At 70.6% G+C, this 19653-nt stretch carries 19 protein-coding genes; 16 read left to right on the top strand and 3 right to left on the bottom strand.

The window, feature by feature from the left end; translation table 11 throughout:
- Positions 1–12 precede the first annotated feature (12 nt).
- On the bottom strand, positions 13–984 hold the full coding sequence (locus tag FOZ76_RS06195; protein ID WP_143947272.1) for a Bug family tripartite tricarboxylate transporter substrate binding protein: 972 nt from the start codon (positions 982–984) through the stop codon (positions 13–15).
- Positions 985–1133: 149 nt separating this feature from the next.
- Here FOZ76_RS06195 and FOZ76_RS06190 point away from each other — a divergent pair, with 149 nt between their 5' ends.
- The 5 genes from FOZ76_RS06190 (at position 1134) to FOZ76_RS06170 (ending at position 7736) form a co-directional block, all read left to right on the top strand.
- A complete protein-coding gene (locus FOZ76_RS06190; RefSeq protein WP_342781865.1) occupies positions 1134–1991 on the top strand; it encodes an IclR family transcriptional regulator in 858 nt (285 codons plus the stop codon).
- Between the two features lie 22 nt (positions 1992–2013).
- Positions 2014–3162, top strand: a complete 1149-nt coding sequence (locus FOZ76_RS06185; RefSeq protein ID WP_143947270.1) for an acyl-CoA dehydrogenase family protein — start codon at positions 2014–2016, stop codon at positions 3160–3162.
- Positions 3163–3174: 12 nt separating this feature from the next.
- Entirely contained in the window at positions 3175–5313 is a 2139-nt protein-coding gene (locus FOZ76_RS06180) for an acetate--CoA ligase family protein (RefSeq protein ID WP_246129321.1), read from the top strand.
- 157 nt (positions 5314–5470) lie between these two features.
- Positions 5471–6616, top strand: a complete 1146-nt coding sequence (locus tag FOZ76_RS06175; RefSeq protein ID WP_143947269.1) for a CaiB/BaiF CoA transferase family protein — start codon at positions 5471–5473, stop codon at positions 6614–6616.
- 88 nt (positions 6617–6704) lie between these two features.
- The gene (locus FOZ76_RS06170) at positions 6705–7736 is read left to right on the top strand and encodes an NAD(P)H-dependent flavin oxidoreductase (RefSeq protein ID WP_143947268.1); all 1032 of its coding nucleotides are present in this window, start codon (positions 6705–6707) and stop codon (positions 7734–7736) included.
- A gap of 265 nt (positions 7737–8001) precedes the next feature.
- Here FOZ76_RS06170 and FOZ76_RS06165 read toward each other — a convergent pair whose 3' ends face one another.
- The gene (locus FOZ76_RS06165) at positions 8002–8664 is read right to left on the bottom strand and encodes a GntR family transcriptional regulator (RefSeq protein WP_143947267.1); all 663 of its coding nucleotides are present in this window, start codon (positions 8662–8664) and stop codon (positions 8002–8004) included.
- Positions 8665–8762: 98 nt separating this feature from the next.
- On the opposite strand from FOZ76_RS06165, the gene FOZ76_RS27885 reads away from it, so the two are divergent.
- The 10 genes from FOZ76_RS27885 (at position 8763) to FOZ76_RS06120 (ending at position 18095) form a co-directional block, all read left to right on the top strand.
- Positions 8763–8939: a hypothetical protein gene (locus tag FOZ76_RS27885; RefSeq protein ID WP_246129320.1), complete on the top strand. Its 177-nt coding sequence runs from the start codon at positions 8763–8765 to the stop codon at positions 8937–8939.
- A gap of 1 nt (position 8940) precedes the next feature.
- Positions 8941–10263, top strand: coding sequence for an amidase (locus FOZ76_RS06160; protein WP_246129319.1), 1323 nt, complete (start codon positions 8941–8943; stop codon positions 10261–10263).
- A gap of 20 nt (positions 10264–10283) precedes the next feature.
- Positions 10284–11480: a CaiB/BaiF CoA transferase family protein gene (locus FOZ76_RS06155; protein WP_143947265.1), complete on the top strand. Its 1197-nt coding sequence runs from the start codon at positions 10284–10286 to the stop codon at positions 11478–11480.
- Between the two features lie 10 nt (positions 11481–11490).
- Positions 11491–12288 carry an enoyl-CoA hydratase gene (locus FOZ76_RS06150; RefSeq protein ID WP_143947264.1) on the top strand — a complete coding sequence of 266 codons (798 nt, stop codon included), beginning with the start codon at positions 11491–11493 and terminating at the stop codon, positions 12286–12288.
- Positions 12289–12356: 68 nt separating this feature from the next.
- A complete protein-coding gene (locus tag FOZ76_RS06145) occupies positions 12357–13343 on the top strand; it encodes an ABC transporter substrate-binding protein (RefSeq protein ID WP_143947263.1) in 987 nt (328 codons plus the stop codon).
- Positions 13344–13354: 11 nt separating this feature from the next.
- Positions 13355–14203 carry an ABC transporter permease gene (locus FOZ76_RS06140; protein ID WP_143947262.1) on the top strand — a complete coding sequence of 283 codons (849 nt, stop codon included), beginning with the start codon at positions 13355–13357 and terminating at the stop codon, positions 14201–14203.
- Positions 14204–14210: 7 nt separating this feature from the next.
- A complete protein-coding gene (locus FOZ76_RS06135) occupies positions 14211–14960 on the top strand; it encodes an ABC transporter ATP-binding protein (protein WP_143947261.1) in 750 nt (249 codons plus the stop codon).
- A gap of 9 nt (positions 14961–14969) precedes the next feature.
- A complete protein-coding gene (locus FOZ76_RS06130) occupies positions 14970–15848 on the top strand; it encodes a polysaccharide deacetylase family protein (RefSeq protein ID WP_143947260.1) in 879 nt (292 codons plus the stop codon).
- A gap of 13 nt (positions 15849–15861) precedes the next feature.
- Complete coding sequence (locus FOZ76_RS06125) at positions 15862–16752, top strand: alpha/beta fold hydrolase (RefSeq protein WP_143947259.1); 891 nt, start codon at positions 15862–15864, stop codon at positions 16750–16752.
- Complete coding sequence (locus tag FOZ76_RS06120; RefSeq protein ID WP_143947258.1) at positions 16749–18095, top strand: MmgE/PrpD family protein; 1347 nt, start codon at positions 16749–16751, stop codon at positions 18093–18095. The genes FOZ76_RS06125 and FOZ76_RS06120 overlap by 4 nt, the downstream gene beginning before the upstream one ends.
- Here the strand turns inward: FOZ76_RS06120 and FOZ76_RS06115 are convergent.
- Complete coding sequence (locus tag FOZ76_RS06115) at positions 18088–19056, bottom strand: NAD(P)-dependent oxidoreductase (protein WP_143947257.1); 969 nt, start codon at positions 19054–19056, stop codon at positions 18088–18090. The two genes, FOZ76_RS06120 and FOZ76_RS06115, sit on opposite strands and share 8 nt — an antisense overlap.
- 132 nt (positions 19057–19188) lie before the next feature.
- Here FOZ76_RS06115 and FOZ76_RS06110 point away from each other — a divergent pair, with 132 nt between their 5' ends.
- Positions 19189–19515, top strand: coding sequence for a hypothetical protein (locus FOZ76_RS06110; protein ID WP_143947256.1), 327 nt, complete (start codon positions 19189–19191; stop codon positions 19513–19515).
- The last annotated feature ends 138 nt before the right edge of the window (positions 19516–19653 follow it).

Below are 19653 nucleotides of genomic sequence, written 5' to 3'. Positions count from 1 at the left end.
GCGGCACGGGGTTCAGTCGAGCTGTACGTTGGCCTTCTCGACCACCGTCTTCCAGCGTGCAAGCTCGTCGCGCAGGAACGCAGCGAATCTGTCCTGCGACAGCCCGGCCAGCGGTTCGCTGCCGAAATCGCGTGCGTAGGCCTGGACAGTGTCGGACGCCAGCGCCTTGTCCATCGAGGCCGACAGGCGCTCGACCACCGGCGCGGGCGTACCGGCCGGCACGAAGATGCCGGCCCAGCTCGTGGTCTGCGCATCGGGATAGCCTGCCTCGGCGATGGTGGGCGTGTCCGGCAGGGCGGCGAGCCGCTTGCCGCCCGTCACCGCCAGCGCGCGTATCGCGCCCGCTTGCAGGTGCGGCGTGGAACTCACCATGTAGTCGAACAGGATGTCGATGGCGCCGCCGCGCAGGTCGTTGAGCGCGGGGCCGCTGCCCTTGTACGGCACATGGGTGAACTCGACGCCCGCGGCGGTCTGGAACAGTTCGCCCGCCAGGTGGCTGCCCGTGCCCATGCCGGCCGAGCCCATGTTGACCTTGCCGGGGTTGGCCTTCGCGTACGCGATCAGCTCCTGCAGATCCTTGAAGCGGCCATTCGCGCTCGTCACCAGGATCGTGGGCGAGGCCAGCATGCCGTGCACCGGCACGAAGTCCTTGAGGGGGTCGTACTTGACGGTCTTGTACAGCCAGGGGCTGGTGGCGAGCGTGCCCTGCGTGCCGTACAGGATGGTGTAGCCATCGGCCGGCGCCCGCGTGAACTGCTCGGTGCCGAGCATGCCGCCCGCGCCCGGCTTGTTGTCCACCACCACCGGCTGGCCGAGGTCGTCGGACATGAGCTTGCCGATCATGCGCGAGGTGTGATCGGTGACGCCACCGGGGGTGTAGGGCACCACCCACGTGATCGCCCTCTCGGGGAATTCGGCGGCGCCCGCTGTGGCGGCCAGGGCCAGCCCGAGCGCCAGCATGCCCGCTCGAATCGTCTGCTTCATCGCGTCTCCTCCTGTGTGCGGAACCCGCCCGGGATTCCGTGGTTTGTCGTTCTCTAATCACGGTATTCCGTGATAGAGTTCAGTATAGCGTAATAAATCGCGGTCATTGCAAGCGCGATTTCTCGCCCAAACCAATGTTTTCCTGGCTTTTGGCACAATCTCCGGGGTTCAACTTTCACGAAATACCGGAGAACACCTTGGCCGCAACCGTCCCCGCAGTCGCCCGCGCAATGTCCATCTTCGAAGTGTTCGCCCGCGAGCAGCGCGAGCTGTCGAACTCCGAAATCGCCCGCTTCATCGGCGTGGCCGACAGTAGCTGTGCCGATCTGCTGCACACGCTGTATCAAGCGGGCTACGTCACCCGCACGGCGCGCAGCAAGCGCTTCTATCCCACCGGCCGCCTGCTCGCGGCCGCCCAGGCCATCGCCGAGAACGACCCGCTGCTGCAGGTCAGCCGCGAGGCCATCGACCTGCTGTCCGAGAAAACCGGCGAGACCGCGCTGTGCGGCCGTCTGGAGCACGGCTTCGTGCGCATCATCGGCATCCAGGAAGGCAAATACGCTCTGCGCTACGTCATGAAGATCGGCGAGAAGATGGCCCTGCACGGCTCGGGGCTGGGCAAGGCCCTGCTCGCCCAGGTCGATCCCGAGGAGGCCGCCCGCCAGTTGCGCCTCAAGTCGCTGAAGAAGCTCACGCCCGCCAGCATCACCGACCCGGCGCTCGTCGAACGCGCCGTCCAGGAGGTCCGCGAACGCGGCTGGGCCGAGACGCGCAGCGAGGGCATCCAGGGCGTCGGCGCGCTGGCCGTCGGCGGTCACGTGGGCGGCGAACCCGTCGCGATCTCGCTCACCGGCCCGCAGGAACGCATCGATGAGAACCGCGAGCACTATCTGCGCACCCTGCTCGACGTGCAGGCGAGCGTATTCGACCCGCGGGACGCCACGGCGCGCCCCGCGCCCCTCAAGACCCGCCGGCGCAACACGGCGCGCGCGGCACCCGCCACCTGAGACCCCAAGGAGAGGAGACGACATGACAACCACGCTGGACAACGAGCAGGCCGTCCTGCGCGACAGCATCCGACGCTACATACGCGAACACGTGACGCCGCACATCGTGCGCCACGAGGCCGAACGCAGCTTCCCGTTCGAGGTGCTGGCCGGCCTGCGCGACTTCGGCTACGTCGGCGGCATGCTGCCCGAGGCCGACGGCGGCATGGACCTGGACTACCTCACCTGGGCCATGCTCATGGAAGAGGCGGGCTATGCGTGGATGTCCCTGCGCACGCTGCTCAACATCACCAACGGCGCCATCAACCGCCTGCACGCGCTCGGCACGCCCGACCAGAAGGCGCGCTTTCTGCAGCCCCTGCTCGAAGGCCGGCGCAAGCCCTGCATGGGCATCACCGAACCCGACACCGGCTCGAACGTGGCGGGCATCCAGACCCGCGCCGAGCTGCGCGGCGATCACTACGTGCTCAACGGGCGCAAGCTCTGGATCACCAACGGCGCCTGGGCCGACTTCGCCATCGTGGTCGCGCGCACCTTCAGCCCCGAATGCGACGGCAAGCTCTCGCTCTTCATCATCGAGCGCGATGTCGCGCCGTATGAGGTGCGCCGCCTGGACACCATGGTGCTGCGCTGCACCGGCACGGCCGAACTCTCCTTCGCCGACGTGAAGATCCCGCGCGAGAACCTGCTCGGCGAGGAAGGCCAGGCCTTCAGCAAGGTGCTGTCGGGCCTGGACGGCGCCCGCCTGAACATCGCCATGGGCGCGGTGGGCGCAGCCCAGCACGCGCTCGACCTGTCGATCGACTACGTCAAGACGCGCAAGCAGTTCGGGCGCCTGATCGGCAGCTTCCAACTGGTCCAGAAACACATCGTGGACATGGCCGTGCGCGTGGAGGCCGCGCGCGCCCTGGGCCTGCGCGCCGCCCAGGCGCTGCAGCGCGGCGAGGCGGCCCGCCGCGAATGCTCGATCGCCAAGCTCTACGCCACCGAGACGGCCCACGAGGTGGCCAACATGGCCCTGCAGGTGCATGGCGGGCTGGGCTACTCCACCGACTACCCGATCGAGCGCATCTTCCGCGACACGCGCGGCGGCATGATCCCCGAGGGCACGACCGAGATCCAGACGCTCATCGTCGGGCGCGAGATCCTCGGCATGTCGGCGATCGCCTGAGGGAGCGGCAAGATGACCATGGAAAGTCGCACCGCAAGCGATCTCACCCGTCTATTCAACCCGCGCAGCGTCGCCCTCATCGGCGCCTCGGACAACCCGTCGAGCATCGGCGGGCGCACCCTGGCGAACCTGGTCGAGCATTCCGACTTCCACGGCCAGGTCCATCTCGTCAACGCCCGCCGCGAGCGCATCGGCGAGCGGCCCTGCTATCCCTCGGTCAAGGAGCTGCCGGAAGTGCCCGAGATGGTGATCGTCGCCGTGCCCGCCGAGGCCGCCGTGCCGGCCCTGGAAGACTGCGGCCGGCTGGGCGTGCGCTATGCGGTGGTCTTCACCTCGGGCTTCGGCGAGGGCGGCGGCGAGGGCATCGAATACGCCGAGCGCCTGCGCCGCGTGGTGGCCGAGACCGGCATGCGCATCTACGGGCCCAACTGCCCCGGCCTGTGCAATGTCAACGAGCGCATCGGCTTCACCTTCTCGCCCTCGTTCCGCCACGACCTGCGCGCCGGCCCCATCGGCCTGGTCACGCAGGGCGGCGGCCTGGGCCGCAACATCATGCAGGCCATGGACCGCGGCGTAGGCATCGGCCTGTGGGCCTCGACCGGCAACGAGCTCGACCTGCAGGTCGCGGACTTCGTCGAGGCCATGGCCGACACTCCGGGCATCGAGGTGATCGCCATGCTGGTGGAAGGCATCAACGACGGCCCGCGCTTCGTGCGCGCCGTGCAGCATGCCGCCGCGCGCGGCAAGCCCATCGTCGCCTTCAAGGTGGGCCGCTCCGAGTACGGCAGCAAGGCCGCGCAATCGCACACCGCGTCCATCACCGGCTCGGCCGAGGTCAACAGCGCAGTGTTCCGCCAGCTCGGCATCATCGAGGTCGACGACATCGACGAACTCGCCGATACCGCCTGGCTGCTCGCGCGCGCCAAGCCGCAGCCCAACCCCGCCGGCGAGCCCGAACCCGGCTTCGCGGTGTACTGCTCCTCGGGCGGCACCACCGCCATGACCGCCGATGCCATCGGCCTGGCCAAACTCACCCTGGCACCCTTCGCCGACGGGACTACCGGCGTGCTGCGCGAGCTGCTGCCGAGCTATGCCTCGATCGTCAACCCGATCGACACCACCACCGCGGTGCTGGCCGACGACAGCCTGATCGAGAAGACCCTGCTCGCGGTCTGCCGCGACCCCGGCGTGGCGATGGTCGTGCTGCCCATGGCGCTGGACTACGGCGAGGTGACCGCGGTGATCTCGCGCCGCGTGGCCGCGGCCCAGGCGCAGAGCGAGGTACCCGTGGTGCCGATCTGGATGAGCGAGCGCACCGGCGAGGGCTACCGCATCCTGCGCGACGCCGGCATCGCGCCGATGCGCAGCGTCAGCAAGGGGGTGAAGGCGCTGCGCCGCTGGGTGGACTACGGCCGCTGGCTCGCCGCGCGCGAGCCCGGTTTCAGACCGGCCCTGCTCGAGGCTCCCACCGCCGACGCCGATGCGCCCATTCGCACGCTGACCGAACTGGAAGGCAAGACCGCACTGCGCGATGCGGGCATCCACGTACCCATGGCGCAAGCGGCGCGCAGCCGCGACGAAGCGCTGTCCGTGGCGCGCGAGGCGCGCGGGCCGGTGGTCGCCAAGGTGCTGAGCCCGGACATCCAGCACAAGTCCGACGTGGGCGGCGTGCGCCTGGACCTCTCGGATGACGCCGCCGTGGGCGCCGCCTGGGATGCGATCCAGGCCGCCGTGCGCAAGGCCCGGCCCGATGCGCGCATCGACGGCGTGCTGATCGAACCCATGGCGCCGCAGGGCGGGCTGGAACTGCTGGTCGGCATCTCGCGCGATCCGGTGCTCGGGCCGATGATGACCGTGGGCCTGGGCGGTATCTACGTGGAGATTTTCCACGACGTCGCTCGGCGCATGCTGCCGCTCTCGGCCGGCGAGGCCAAGGCCATGCTGCGCGAGCTGCAATGCCATCCGCTGCTCGCCGGCGCCCGAGGCCAGCCGCCGCGCGACGAGGCGGCGCTGGTGCGCCTGCTGGTGCAGGTGTCGGACTTCGTCGTCGCGCGCGGCGCCGCGATCCACGAAATGGACCTGAACCCGGTCTGGGTGGGCCGCGAGGGCGAGGGCGCGTATCCGCTCGATGCGGTCATCGTGACCCGTTGACGGGCCCGGCCGGCGCGCGTGGGCTTGCCGCCCTTGCGCGCTGTCGCCGCGGCGCGTCGGCGGGACAAAGGCCATCGACGCGATCCTTGCCTGCCGAGATGGCGTGCCACATACTGTGTGAATAACAAGCAAGTTTAGAGAACGAGGAGACACCACGATGCCAGGGAGCGCTTTCCCTACCGCGCAGCCCGCCGCGCCGCTGGACGGCCTGGTCGTGCTCGATTTCAGCGAATTGCTGCCGGGGCCTTTCTTCACGCAGAACCTGGCCGACCTGGGCGCGACGGTGATCCGCGTGGAGCGCCCGCCGCACGGCGACAACCTGCGGCGCATGGCGCCGCACCTGTATGCCGCCGTCAACCGCGGCAAGCAGAGCTTCCTGGTCGACCTGCGCGAGCCCGGGCAACGCGCGCGCGTGATGGACTGGGTGGGCCGCGCCGACGTCCTGGTCGAGTCCTATCGACCCGGCGTGATGGCCAAGTACGGGCTGGACCCCGCCAGCCTGCGCGAACGGCATCCCCGCCTGGTCTACGTGTCGCTGAGCGGCTACGGCCACGACGGCCCGGATGCCGCCCTGCCCGGGCACGACGCCAACTATCTCGCAGCCGCGGGCGTGCTGGCGCTGGCCGGCACACCGGACGGCCCGCCCATCAACGGCGCCGGGGTGCCGGTGGCCGACCTCGCCGGCGCCACCTACGCCACGGCGGCCCTCATGACCGCGCTCTACCAGCGCGAACGAACGGGCCGCGGCCAGCACCTGGACGTCGCGCTCACCGACGGCCCGCTGCACTGGATGAACCCGCGCCTGGCCGCGCTGCGCGTCGAACCCGGCGGCGGCGATACGCAGGCCAAGCGGCAGCGCATGGGCCGCGCCGCCTATGGCGTCTTCGCCTGCCGCGACGGCTACATCACCATCGGCGCCCTGGAGGACCACTTCTGGCGGCGCCTGGCCGCCAGCCTGGACCTCGGCGAATACGGCGGCGAAGCCTACGCGCGGGCGCCGGCGCGCCAGGCGCGGGCGCAGGCCATCAACGCCCGGCTCGCGCAGGCCTGCGCCGCCTGGGATACCGATGCGCTCATGGCGCACCTCACCCGCGCCGACGTGCCCGCCATGCCGGTACGCGACCCGGCCACGCTGCACGAGGTGCCGCATTTCGTGGCGCGCGGCATGTACGCCGACACCGAGGCCGGGCCGATGTGCCGCTTCCCGGTACGCATCGACGGCATGCCGCCCACACCCACCACCGCCGCCGCGCTGCGCACGGAGGGCGAGCCCGAGTTCCCCGCGCAGCGGCCGAGGGCTTGAGCGCCGTCACCCGGAGATGGCGCGCCCGGAAGACAACGCATCCTCGCCACCGTCCTGCGCGCCGAAGATGCCCTGCTGGAGAGACCCCATGAACACCGACACCGATCTGGACAGCGTGCACGCCACGCTGGATCGGGTTCTACCCCAGACGCCGATCACGCGCGCCTTCGGCATCCGCCATCCCATCCTGGGCGGCGGCATGATGTGGCTGTCCGACCCCGGCTTCGTCGCGGCCCTGGGCCGCGCCGGCTGCCTGGGTTTCATGACCGCGCGTTCGTTCCCCGACGTGGCGGCCTTCTCGCGCGGGCTGGAACAGGCGCGCGGACTGGCCGAGGGCGCGCCCGTGGGCGTGAACTTCACTTTGTCCCGGCATAGCGACAACGGCCCGGTCGTGCAAATGCTCGACGCCGCCCTGGAGCAGGGCATCAGCGCCTTCGAGACCGCGGGCAGCCTGCCCGAACCCGACCTGATCGCGCGCATCCACGCCGGCGGCGGCATCCTGCTGCACAAGTGCGCGGCGCTGCGCCACGCCCGCGCCGCGCAAGCGGCCGGCGCCGACTTCGTCGGCCTGGTCGGCATGGAGGAAGGCGGCCACCCCGGGCCGGGCGAACTGCCCACCAGCGTGCTGGGCGCGCTCGCCGCCCGCCGGCTCGAGGTGCCGCTGGTCCTGGGCGGGGGCATCGGCAGCGGCGGGCAGATCGTCTCCGCCCTCGCCCTGGGCGCCGACGCCGTCGTCATGGGCTCGCGCTTTCTGGCCTGCGCCGAGATCTGGGCCCACGAAGCCTACAAGGCCGCCATCGTGGCCGCCGACGAGAACGCCAGCATCCGCGTCTTCGGCTCGCTCGGCCGCACCTGGCGCGTGCTGCGCAACCGCACTTCCCTGCGCGTGGCCGAGATGGAAGCGGCAGGCGAGCGCGACTATGCCGTGTATGCCCCGCTGGTATCCGGCGCGCTCACCCGCCGGTTCGCCTACACCGAAGGCGACAGCGACCAGGGCATGCTCTCCTGCGGCCCGGCGATCGGCTTCGTCGAATGCAGCGAAAGCGTGGCGCGGACGGTGGCCACCTTGCTGGCGGAGGCACGCGCCAGCCTCGCGCGGCTGGGTTGCGCAGGCGGCTGAGGGATTTCGGCGCGTGCTGTTGCAAGGTCGGCTACCCCGAACCGGCGAGAACAGTATGCCCACCTCCCCGCCGAGGTTCTCGACCGAATCGAACAGGCCGTAGGCGAAACCTTCTCGTTCCCCTCGCCGAACGACGATGAGCCCAACGAGCGGCGTCCGTTATAAGCGCTTTTCGAAAGATCCCGGAATTTCACGCGAAATCTGAACGGATTTCGAGAGTCGCGAACTTTTCTCGAGCGTCTACCGCTAAACCGGCGGCCGCAGCTCACGGATTCAACATCGACTTCGGCAGGTTGATCAGAAAGTTGCGCAGGCCCCGCGCACCGTGGTCCAGGCTGACGTGATGCACCATGGCGCGATGCGCGGCGTCCGCGTCCCGCGCCTGCAGGGCGGCGAGGATTTCGCCGTGCTGCTCGTACGAGGCCTTCACGTGGCCCAGGGCAATGAAGGCCTGGCGCAGGTAGGCGCCGGTGCGGGCGCGCAGCCGGGTCAGTTCCTGGCGCAGGTAGAGGTTGCCGGCGGCCCTGTAGAGCACCTCGTGGAATTCCTGGTTGACGCGGCGCCAGCCTTCCACGTCCTCGGCCTCGACGATGGCGCGGGCGCTCTCGTGCAGCGTGGTCAGCTCGTCGAGCTGGTCGCGGGTCATGCGTTCGCAGGCGAAGCGCGCACCCACGGCCTCCATCTCGGCCAGCAGCTCCCAGATCGCGAGCAGGCCTTGTACATCCATCTTGGCGACCACCATGCCGGCGCGCGGCTGGCTGATGAGCAGCCCCTGGGCCTGCAACTGCAGCAGGGCTTCGCGCACCGGCGTGCGTGACGCCGCATGCGTGCGTGCCAGATCCTGCTCGTCGATGGGGTCCCCCGGCAGCAGGACGCCGTCGCGGATGTCGTTCTCGATGGACACGCGGATGCGTTCGCTGATTTTCATGTCGGTCGAATGAAAAATAATCGTTGCGTCGTATGCCAAGCGCGCCTATAAATATATTTATACGCCAATGCAGCATACAAAATGTGGGTGTAATTGTAATGACGCAGCAGCTTACCCCAACGCATGCAACCACTGACGCCGGCCAGGGCGAACGTCTGGCGCAGGCGATCGCCATCATGCTCGCTGCGCAGGGCATCGCCGCCAGCCCGGTCGAGACCAAGGCTGCCGCCCGTGTCTGGCAACGGCTGGCGCCGCCGATGCAGGGCCGGGGCTGACGTGGCCACGCTGCCCGATTCGGTGGCCGGCCTGCGCGCGGCGCTGCGCGAGGGCACGGTGAGCCTGCCGGCCGCGCTCGACGCGCAGCACCGCCGCTTTCGCGATGGCGCCGCCCGCTACGGCTGCGCCACCGATGTCTTGGCCCACGACGCCAGCCGCCTGTCCGATCCGACGCTGCCGCTGGCCGGCGTCGGCGTGGCATACAAGGACATCGTCGCCGTCGCCGGACGCCAGCCCCGCTGCGGCACGCCCTGGGCGCAGGACACCGGCGTCGCCGAAGCCACCGCGGTGCAGCGCCTGCGCATGGCCGGGGCGCACGGCCTGGGCATGCTCGCCATGGCCGAGTTCGCCTGCGGCGCCACCGGCGAGAACCCGCATCTGCCCCGCCCGATCAATCCCGTGGACCCCGCGGCCGCGGTCGGCGGCTCCTCCAGCGGCTCGGCCGTGGCGGTGGCGGCCGGACTGTGCTACGGCGCGCTCGGCACCGACACCGCGGGCTCGGTGCGCATCCCCGCCGCCACCTGCGGCGTGCTCGGTCTCAAGCCCGGCCCCGAGGCCATCGACGCCGCGGGGGTATTTCCGCTCTCGCCCTCGCTGGACACGGTGGGCGTGCTCGCGCACAGCGCCGAGGATGCGCGCGCGCTCTTTCTCGTCATGGCCGGGCAGCGGGAAACGTCCGCTTCCCCGACGCCAGCCGGTGCGGCCGTGCGCGTGGCGCTGTGCCTGGAACGGCCGAACCCCGTGCGCCCGGTGAACGACGACATGCGCGCCGCGCTGCAGCAAGCTGCCGGGAGGCTGGGGCGCGTCGAGACGGTCGCGCTGCCCGATCTGCCGGAATGGGTGCGCTGCGCCGACCTGCTGCTCAATGTCGAGGCCGCACGCGTGCATGCCGACCGGCTGCGCGACGACACCCGTCCGCTCGCGCCGGGTACGCGCGCGGTCGCGGTGCCGGGCAGCATCCTGCCCGGCGCCTGGTACCGGGCCGCGCTGGAGGCGCGCGCCGGCCACCGCCAGCGCCTGCTCGACACGCTCTTCGCCGCGCACGACGTACTCGTGACGCCCGTCCTGCCCGACGGCGTACCCGACTGGTCCGAGGTCCACACCGCATCGCCCGGCTTTCAGGCGCGCGCACTGCTCGCGCTCTTCTCCTGGACCGCCTTCGTCAACTACCTCGGCCTGCCCGCGGTCAGCGTGCCGGTCGGCGTCGACGCGCGCGGCCGTCCGCTCAGCGCGCAGTTGATCGGCGCGCCGGCCAGCGAACTCGCCCTGCTCGCGCTCGCCGCGCGCGTCGCCTGGCCGCGCACCGGCACGCCCACCCCCTGAGACATCACCGGAGACATCGCATGCCACGCATCCAGGCCTCGACCGCGCTCAAGCGCTTCCGCGTGCTGGACCTGTCGCGCGTTCGCGCGGGCCCCACCTGCGTGCGCATGCTCGCGGACTTCGGCGCCGACGTGATCCGCATCGAGCCGCCGCCCGGGGTCGATCCGAACGAGGCGATGTTCGCCGCCGACCGCTGGAGCGGCGACTTCCAGAACCTGAACCGCAACAAGCGCTCGCTCACCCTGAACCTGAAGAAGCCCGAAGGGCTCGCCGTGTTCCGCGCCCTGGTCAAGGATGCCGACGTGGTGGTCGAGAACTGGCGCCCCGACGTCAAGCAGCGGCTGGGCGTGGACTATGCCTCGCTGCGCGAGATCAATCCGCGCATCATCCTCGCAAGCATCTCCGGCTTCGGCCAGGACGGCCCGTATGCCCGGCGCCCGGGCTTCGACCAGATCATCCAGGGCATGGGCGGGCTGATGTCGGTCACCGGCCTGCCGGGCCAGGGGCCGGTGCGCGCGGGCCTCGCGGTGGCCGATTCCAGCACCGGGCTGTACGCCGCGCTGGGCATCCTCACCGCCCTGCTCGAGCGCGAGACCTCCGGCCAGGGCCAGTGGGTGCACGCCTCGCTGCTGCATGCGCAGATCGCGATGATGGACTTCCAGGTCGCGCGCTACGTCAACGAAGGCGACGTGCCCGTGCAGGAGGGCAACGACCATCCCACCAGCAGCCCGATGGGCCTGTTCCACGGCGCGGACGGCCCGTTCAACCTGGGTGCTTCGGGCGAGGGCAATTGGCGCCGGCTGTGCGACGTGCTCGGCCGGCCGCAATGGCTGGACGACCCCGACTACACCACCGAGAAGCTGCGCGTGAAGCACCGCAGGCGTCTGAACGCCGAGCTGCAGGCGATCTTCGACAGCCAGCCGGTGGAGCACTGGGTACGCCTGCTCAACGAAGTGGGCGTACCCGCGGGGCCGGTCTATACCGTCCCGCAGATGCTCGAAGACCCGCAGGTGCAGGCCCTGGGCGCCGTGCGCAGCGTGCCCGCCGTCGAGGGCGGTACGCGCACCCTCGTCACGCAGCCCGTGACCCTCGCCCGCACACCGGCCGACATCGCGCGCACTGCGCCCGGCTGGGGCGAGCACACCGACGAAATCCTGCGCGAGATCGGCTATGACGATGCGCGCATCCAGCAACTGCGCGACAGCGGCGCCGTGTGAGGAACCCACCATGACCACCGCAACGCCCCCGAGCGTGCACGGCACCGTCGCCGACGGCATCGCCACCCTGACCATCGACAACCCGCGCCGGCTCAATGCCATGACGCTCGGCATGTGGGATCAACTGCACCGCCTGGTGCGCGACTACGGCGAGCGCGAGGACGTGCGCGTGCTGGTGCTGCGCGGCGCCGGCGAGCGCGCCTTCGTGTCGGGTGCGGACATCTCCGAGTTCGGCGAACAGCGCGACAGCCCCGAGCAGGTCGCCCGCTACGGCGCCGCCGTGCACGCCGCCCAGGCCAGCCTGTCGCAGTGTGCCAAGCCCGTGGTTGCGGCGATCCGGGGCATCTGCATCGGCGGCGGTATCGGCCTCGCGCTCGCCTGCGACCTGCGCTATGCCAGCGCCAGCACGCGCTTTCGGATGCCGGCGGCACGGCTCGGCCTGGGCTACGACCTGCGCTCGACGCGCCGCATGGTGGAGATGCTGGGCGCGCCGCGTGCCGTGGAGCTTTTCTTCACCGCGCGCATGTTCGATGGCACCGAAGCCGAGCGCTGCGGGGTAGTGCACCGCAGCTTCGCCGACGAAATCTTCGAGGACGAACTCGCCGGCATCGTCGCCGGCATCGCTGGCAATGCCCCGCTCACCCTGCGCGCGGCCAAGCTCGCGGTGCGCCACATCCTGGCCGAGCCCGACGCGCCCGACGCCGCCAGCGTGGAGGCCGCCGTGCAGGCGTGCTTCGACAGCGAAGACTACCGGGAAGGCCAGCAGGCCTTCCAGGACAAGCGGCCGCCGCGCTTTCGCGGCCGCTGACCACCCGAGGTACCCAGCTCCATCCCGCCATTCCCTATGCCTTGCCCACTCTTGTCCGGGAGATCGCCATGAAGAAGCTGTGCCAGTTCGCCCTCAGCACCGTCCTGTCCTCCGCTTGCGCCCTGGCCTGGGCGCTCGGGCCCGAGCCCCAGCCCTTGCCGCAGCCGCAGAAGCTCACGCTGGGCAACGTCAAGGTCGGCCACCTGTCGGCCATGCAGTACATGGCCGACGACCTGAAGCAGTGCAACGTGGAAGTCACCACCGCCGAGTTCGTGCGCTACGCCGACGCGCGCACGGCGCTGCTCTCGGGTTCGGTGGACGTGGCCGGCATCGGCCCGGCCGACCTGGCCATCGCACTGGCCCAGGGCAACAACAACATCGTGGGCCTGACCGGCGTGGCGGGTTCGCCCAAGCATCTCGTCGTCAGGAAAGGCGTGGACGTCAAGAGCTGGAACGACATCGCCGGCAAGCGCATCGGCATCGCGCCCGGCTCGGCCGTGTGGTTCCAGTTCGCCGCCACGCTGGCCGAGAACGGCACGCCGTACAACTCGTTCACGCCGGTCAACATCCAGGGCGGCGGCACGGCCTTCGTGCAGGCCCTGCAGCGCGGCGACGTCGACGCCGTGGCCCTGTGGGAGCCCTTCGAATCGCAACTGGTGGCCGAAGGCACGGCCTACTTCGCCGAGGGCGACGGCATGGACTACAGCCAGTCCAAGGCCGTGGGCGCCGAGCTCGGCCTGCTCGCCGCCTCGCGCAACACGATCGACACCAAGCGCGACGCGCTGGAGTGCTTCCTGTGGCACTACAAGAAGCGCGAGCAGGAACTCGCCGCCGACCCGGAGCGCTTCGCCCAGGCCTACGCCAAGTACACCGGCCTGCCCGAGTCGGTCACGCGCGAATCGGTCAAGCTCATCCAGCTCGGCGGCGTGCTCGATCTCGACCAGTTGCGCCGCCAGGCCAAGGTGTTCAATGAACTGGGCGTGATTCCCAAGGACGTGAGCGGCAGCATCGATCAGGTCTGGGACGCCTCCCTGCTCGAAGACGTGATGAAATGAAGGCACAAACCATGACCTCCCCGCGCAGTCCGGCGGCAGCCGCGGCGCGCCCTGCGCGCGCTGCCGGCTCGCCCCGGCTGCGCCGGCTCGGCCTCGCGCTCGTCATTCCGGTCGTGATCCTCGTGGTCTGGCAACTGGTCGGCCAGCGCCCCGGCATGGCCGGGGTGGTGCCGACACCCGTCATGGTCGCGCGCGCCTGGTACGACTGGATCTTCGCGGACCCGGGCATGGGGCTCAACCCCTATCTCGGCACCTGGGTGTCCAACGTCTGGTATTCCACCCAGCGCGTGGCCCAGGGCTTCGCCATGGCGGCCCTGCTCGGCATTCCGTTGGGCCTGACGATCGGCTGGAGCCGCATCGCCTCGGAGATGATCGACCCGCTGGTGCAGGGCCTGCGGCCGATCCCGATCACCGCCTGGCTGCCGTTCTCGATCGCCCTGTTCGGCATCCGCGACTTCGGCTCGATCTTCCTGATCTTCCTGGGCGGCTTCTATCCCATCGTGGTGAACACCACCCAGGGCGCGCGCGACGTCGACCGCAACCTGGTGCGCGCGGCCACCATGATGGGGGCCAGCCCTGCGCAAATGCTGCGCCGTGTGGTGCTGCCGGCGGCCATGCCGTCGATCTTCACCGGGCTGCGCATCGGCCTGGGCATTGCCTGGACCGCGGTGATCGTGTCCGAGATGGTGGCCGTCAAGTCCGGCCTGGGCTACGTGCTGTGGGACGCCTACTACGTCGGCCGCATGGACATCGTGCTTGCCGACATGGTGTCGATCGGCCTCATGGGCTTCATCAGCGACCGCCTGATCGTGTTCGTCGAGAAACGCGTCCTCGTCTGGCGCATGCTGCAAAACTATTGAGGCGCCCATGTCCGCGATCACCATTCAACGGCTCAGCAAGACCTATCCGGGCGCGCAGCCCGTGCACGCGCTCGATGACATCGACCTACAGGTGCGCCAGGGCGAGTTCGTCGCCCTGCTCGGCCCCTCGGGCTGCGGCAAGTCCACGCTGCTCAACCTGATCGCCGGTTTCGAGCAGCCCAGCGACGGCGAACTGCGGGTCGACGGCAAGCCGGTCGCCAAGCCCGGCCCCGAGCGCGGCGTGGTGTTCCAGGAAGCCGCGCTGTTTCCCTGGCTCAACGTCTGGGACAACGTGGTGTTCGGCCCGCAGATGGCCGGCAAGCCCAAGGCCGAGTACGAAGCCCACGCGCACGAGATGCTCGAGATCACCGGCCTGTCGCAATTCACCAAGCACCTGCCGGTGCAGTTGTCGGGCGGCATGCGCCAGCGCGTGGGCATCGCCCGGGTGCTGACGCTGGGCTCGCAGGTGCTGCTCATGGACGAGCCCTTCGGCGCGCTCGATGCGCAGACCCGGCTCACCATGCAGGAGCTGCTGCTCTCGGTATGGAGCCGGCTGCAGAAGACCGTGGTGTTCGTCACCCACGACATCGACGAGGCGATCCTGCTCGCCGACACCATCTACGTGATGTCGGCCCGCCCGGGGCGCATCACCACCCGGATCGACGTGCCGATCGAGCGCCCGCGCTCGCTCGAACTCACCACGTCGGATGTCTTCAACCGCCTGAAGCGCGACATCATGCGCCAGATTCGCCACTAGGAAACCGCCATGGCCAATCCCCGCGTTCCCTATCGCTTCTCGGGCAGCCGCCCTGCCCTGACCCCGCCCGACGAGGGCGCGATCATGGTCCACCTGGTCATCAACGTGGAGAACTGGCGATTCGACGCGCCCATGCCGCGCACCATCATCACGCCGCCGCACGGCCAGGACACAGTGCCCGACGTGCCGAACTTCAGTTGGGCCGACTATGGCATGCGCGCCGGCCTGCCGCGCATGATCGACGCCATCGCAGAGCGCGGCCTGCCCGCCTCGACCAGCATCAACGCCAGCGTGATCGACGCCTACCCGCAGGCCGCCGAGGCCATGCGCGACGCGGGCTGGGAATTCATCGGCCACGGCGTGCACCAGAAGGCGCTCAACCACGGCGGCGACGAAGCCGAGGCCATCGAACTGGCGCTGGACAAGCTCGCCGCCTTTACCGGCACGCGCCCGCGCGGCTGGCTGAGCCCGGGCCTGCGCGAGACGGCGGACACGCCCGACCTGCTCGCCGCGGCCGGCGTGCACTACGTGTGCGACTGGGTGATCGACGACCTGCCCAACTGGATGTGCGTCTCGGGCGGGCGGCGGCTGATCCAGATGCCGTACAACCTGGATCTCAACGATTCGGTAATCTACGCCGTCGAGAAGCACTCCTCGCCCGAGTTCCTGCTGCGCCTGCAGCGCACGCTCGCCGTGTTCGAGCGCGAGTGCCGGCTCCAGCCGCGCGTACTGGCCCTGGGCCTGCACCCGCACTTGATGGGCGTGCCGCATCGCTTCGGCTACTTCGAGGAAATGCTCGACCTGCTGATGCGCAACCGCCACGTCTGCTTCATGAACGGCAGCCAGATCGCCGACTGGTACGCGGCGGCCGACCCGGCCCACATCTAGACGAGGCCCGACCATGCCCTACGCCACCGCCACCGACGGCGTGCGCCTCTTCTACGAGAGCCAGGGCAGCGGCCCGGCCATCGTCTGGGTGCACGAATTCGCGGGTGACCATCGCAGTTGGGAGCCGCAGTTGCGGCATTTCGCGCCGCACCGCCGCTGCGTGGTGTTCGCCGCGCGCGGCTACCCGCCCTCGGACGTCCCGCACGAGCTGCAAGCCTACAGCCAGGCCCAGGCCGCCGACGACATCGTCAGTGTGCTCGACGCCGCCGGCATCGAGCGCGCGCACATCGTGGGCCTGTCGATGGGCGGCTTCGCCACGCTGCACGTGGGCCTGCGCCATCCCGCAAGGGCGCGCTCGCTGGTGGTCGCCGGCGTCGGCTACGGCGCCCATCCGGACGAGGCGGCCGAATTCCAGGCGCTGTCCGTGGCGGCTGCCCAGCAGTTCGAGGCGCTGGGCAGCCAAGCCTATGCGCCTACCTACGCGGCCGGGCCGGCGCGCATCCCCTACCAGCTCAAGAACCCGCAGGGCTGGGCCGAGTTCGCCGCGCGCCTGGGCGAGCACGATGCCACGGGCGCAGCCCTTACGCTGCGCGGCGTGCAGGCGCGCCGGCCTTCCCTGTATGCCCTGCGCGATGATCTGCGAGGCCTGCAGGTGCCCACGCTCGTCGTGGCGGGCGACCAAGACGACCTCACCCTGCCCGCGTCGCTGTATCTCAAGGCCACCCTGCCGGCAGCCGGCCTGCTGGTCCTGCCGCGCACGGGCCACACCATCAACCTGGAAGAGCCGGAGGCGTTCAACCGCGCGGTGGCCGATTTCATCGCTGCCGTCGAAGCCCAGCGCTGGACGCCGCGCGACCCGCGCACACGGGGGCCGGCCATGCAGGTGGGCGAACCGCAGGCATGACCAGCCCGCCGTCCTTGTCGGCTCGGCTGGCCGCGCTGTGCCTGGCACCCGTGGGCCGCCACGCGCGCGAACGGGCCACCCTGCACATACTGGATTGGTACGGTTGTGCGGCAGCCGGCGCCGCCACCGCGACGGGCGCGGCCCTGTGGACCGGTCTGATGCTGCCCGGGCGCCCCGGCGAGGCCGCCGATCCATGGCATGCCCTGTTGTTCGACGCCGCCGTGGGCAACATCCTGGAGATGGACGACATCCACCGGGCCGCGCTGTGCCATCCTGGCCCGGTCATCGTGCCGGCCGCGCTCTTCGTCGGCCGGCGCCTGCGAGCGCCCGGCACCGCCGTGCTCGACGCGATCGTGCGCGGCTACGAGGCCGCGATCCGGCTGGGCCGGGCGGCCGGCGCCGGCCACTACCGCCATTGGCATCCCACGGCCACGTGCGGCGTCATCGGGGCGGCCGTGGCGTCGGCCAGCCTGCTCGAACTGTCCGGGCCGGCCACCGCCCATGCCATCGGCCACGCGGCCACGCGCGCCGCCGGGCTGTGGCAGGTGCGCCTGGAGCCGAACATGGCCAAGGCCTGGCACAACGCCCACGCGGCGCAGACCGGCGTGCAGGCGGCGAGCCTCGCACAGGCCGGCGCGACTGCGCCCGCCGCCATCCTGGAAGGCGAGAAGGGCTTTTTCGCGGCGATGTGTCCGGGCGCCGATCCCCACGCGGTGCTGGCCCCCACCGGGGACTGGCAGTTGCACGACACCAGCATCAAGCCCTGGCCCGCCTGCCGGCACACCCATCCGGCGATCGACGCAGCCCTGGTGCTGCGCGAGCGCCTGCCGGGCCGGCAGGATCCGCCGGCCCGCGTCGACGTGGCGACCTACGCGGACGCCCTCGGCTTCTGCGACAACCCGATGCCGCGCAACCCCGCCGAAGCACGGTTCAGTCTGCAGCACGCGGTCGCAGTCACCCTGCTGCACGGGGAGCCCGGTTTCCCGGCCTTCGCACCGGAGATGCTGCAGGAGCCCACGGTCGCCGCCTGGCGCGCCCGCATCGGGCCTAGCCTGGACGACGCTGCGCAACAGGCCTATCCGGCGCACTTCGGCGCGGCCCTCACCCTGCGCTGGGGCGACGGCCGCGTGCTCGAAGCCCGCCTGGCCGACGCCCGTGGCGACCCCGAACGGCCGTTGGCGCCGCAGGCCGTCGCGGCCAAGGCCCGCGCCAATCTCGCGGCGGGTGGGTGGCCTCCGGCGCGCACCGACACCCTGGTCGCGCACTGCCTGGGCCTGCCGATGACGAGCACACCGATTTCATTGCCGCACATTCCCTTGCCAACCGAGGTGCTGCTCAGCTAACACCAGGCACCGCTTCCCACTGCAGCCCGTCCAGCCCCAGCGCCATCACGCGCGCCCGATCCAGCGCCAAGCCCGCCCCGGCGCGCAGCAGCACCACGCAGCGGCCGCCCACGGCGTGGTCGGCCAGTTCACGCCAGAGGGCATCGCCTTCCAACAGCGTGGCGAGCTGGTCCGCATCGCGCCGCGCCAGTGCCCGCACCTCATCGGACACACCGCGGCCATAGCACACCACGTCGGCCTCGTTGAGAGCGCGCAGCCCGCCTAGCGTGAGCGCGGCAGCGGGGCCTGGCCCCGCACCGACCAGCACGATGCGGCCGGGCGGTTCCGGCTGGCCGCTGTCGAGCATGGCCTGCAGCGCGGCCTGGGCGGCTGCGTCGTCGCCGGCGCGCAAGTGGGCGGCGACGGGGCCGTCGCACAGCCAGTCGTAGAACGCCCGGCGCTGCGTCATCTGCGGAAAGCGCTGGCGGATCGCCGCGCGCTGCGCGTGCGCCAGCGCCGCCAGCCTGCCCAGCGTATGCTCGAGCAGGCTTTCCATGCGTTCGCGCAGGCGGCGCGCGAGCACCGGCGCGGCGCCGCCGGAGGATATGGCGATCACCAGCGGCGAACGGTCGACGATGGAGGGCACCTGAAAGCTCGACAGTTCCGGATCGTCGACCACGTTCACCCAGAGGCGCTGCGCGCCGGCGATGCGCGCCACCTCGGCGTTGACCGCGCGCTCGTCGGTGGCCGCGACCACCAGCCAGGCACCCGCCACCCAGGTCGGATCGAAACCGCCCTGCAGCAGCGTGACACGGCCAGCCTGGCCCCAGGCCTGCAGTTCCGGCGTGAACGCGGGCGCGCCGACGCGCACCTGGGCGCCCGCCTGCAGCAGCGCACCGGCCTTGCGCTGCGCCACCGCGCCGCCGCCCACGACCAGCACCTGCCGCCCATGCAGGTCGGCAAACAAGGGAAAGAGTCTCATGCGCGGATTATGCCGCCAGCGCGCAAGGCAGCGGGCATCGACCGGGCAGTACATCCGGACACAGGCGGGGCATGCCGCTTGCGGCGTGTCCTGCACCCGGGCCCGAGCGCCCTACGACGACAGGAGGACAACATGACTCAGCAACGCGACAGCCAGACATCTCAATCGCCCACGCAATCGCAGCAGCAACAGAACCAGGGCCAGAACCAGCCCCGCCGGCAGCCCGACGCCACCGTCCCGCCCATGCGCCAGCAGGAGCAGGATTCCCGGCTTGGAACCCAGGCGGATCGAGGTACCGAGCCCACGCGCCAACACAGCGGGGCACATGCCAAGGACGCCGACGAACGCATCGAAAGCCGCAGCGCCGACCCGGGGCAGAGCAGCTATGGCGGCTTCCGCAACGAAGATCCGAGCCGCCAGGCGCAGGATACGGACAAGCCCGGTTCACGCGGCAAGTAGGGCCGCGCCCCGCGCGGACGCCCTGGCGAGCGTCACGACGTTGGCCAGGACCGTCACCTCTGCTTGCATAGTTATATAGTCAAGAAGCGAAGAAGCCGTCTACCGACGGCTTCTTCGCGTATGGCGGAGACCCCGCCA

It is taken from the genome of Verticiella sediminum (assembly GCF_007558815.1).
GTDB classification, from domain to species: Bacteria; Pseudomonadota; Gammaproteobacteria; order Burkholderiales; family Burkholderiaceae_B; genus Verticiella; species Verticiella sediminum.
The sequence above is the reverse complement of the archived record's forward strand: the minus strand, read 5'-3'. Positions and strand labels throughout refer to the sequence as shown.